Annotated in this window: 1 pseudogene; it reads left to right on the forward strand. The window is 77.6% G+C overall.

Features of this window, described 5'->3' with window-relative positions:
• Positions 1-999, forward strand: a pseudogene (locus tag G3I42_RS09975) (hypothetical protein); the annotation flags it as partial.

Below are 999 nucleotides of genomic sequence, written 5' to 3' on the forward strand. Positions count from 1 at the left end.
CCCGCCGCTGCCCAGCGGGCCCACCGACGGGCCCGGGCGGCTCCTGGAACGCACGGAGGTGCGCGAGCGCATCACGCGACTGCTCGCCCGCGGCCGCTCCGTACGGCTCACCGGGCCCGGCGGCAGCGGCAAGAGCGCGCTGCTCGCCGAACTCGTCGACGCCTGCGCCGGCCTCGCCCCGGACGGCGTGGTGCTGCTGAGCGGGCGCGGCCGTACCCCCGCGGACCTCCTCGGCGACCTCGCCACCGAGGTCTTCGAACTCACCCGGCACCGCCCCGGACCCGCGCTCCTGCGCGAACTGCTCGCCGAGATCGGCGCCGTCGTGATCGTCGACGACCTGGAGTTCGGCGCCGCCGCGCTCGACGAGATCCTCGACGCGACCCCCGAGTGCGCCTTCCTGGTCGCGACCACCCCCGACACCCCGGCCCCCTCCGCCGAGGCCCGTCTGGAGGAGATCACCCTCTCCGGCGTCGCGCGCTCCGGCGGCCTCGCCCTCCTGGAGCGGGCCGTGGGCCGCCCGCTCACCGAGGAGGAGATCAACTGGGCGGGCGACCTGTGGTTCGAGTCCGAGGGCCTTCCGCTGCGCTTCGTCCAGGCCGGGGCCCTGCTCCAGCAGCGCGACCGTCTCGTCGCCGGGACCGAGCCGGACGGTGACGAGGACTTCGCCTTCTTCACCGACACCCAGGCCGACCCCGTCCGCCCGGGCCCCGAGGGCGAGATCCCGCTGCCCACCCTCGCGGAGGGCGCGGCGCCCGCCGCGGCGCTCGCCGCCCGGCTCAGCGAGGCGGCCCGCGAGACCCTGCGGTACGCCGTCGCGCTCGGCGGCGAACTCCCGCACCCCGCCCACCTGCCCGCGCTCACCGGCGACACCCACGCGGACGCCGCCCTGGCCGAACTCACAGCCACCGTCCTCGTCACCCCGGCCGGCAGCGGCCACCGGCTCGCCACCGGCGTCCTCGTCCAGCTGGAGGCCGCCGGGTACGCGGAGGACGCCCCCGC

This window comes from Streptomyces sp. SID11385 (genome assembly GCF_010548245.1).
Taxonomy (GTDB): Bacteria; Actinomycetota; Actinomycetes; order Streptomycetales; family Streptomycetaceae; genus Streptomyces.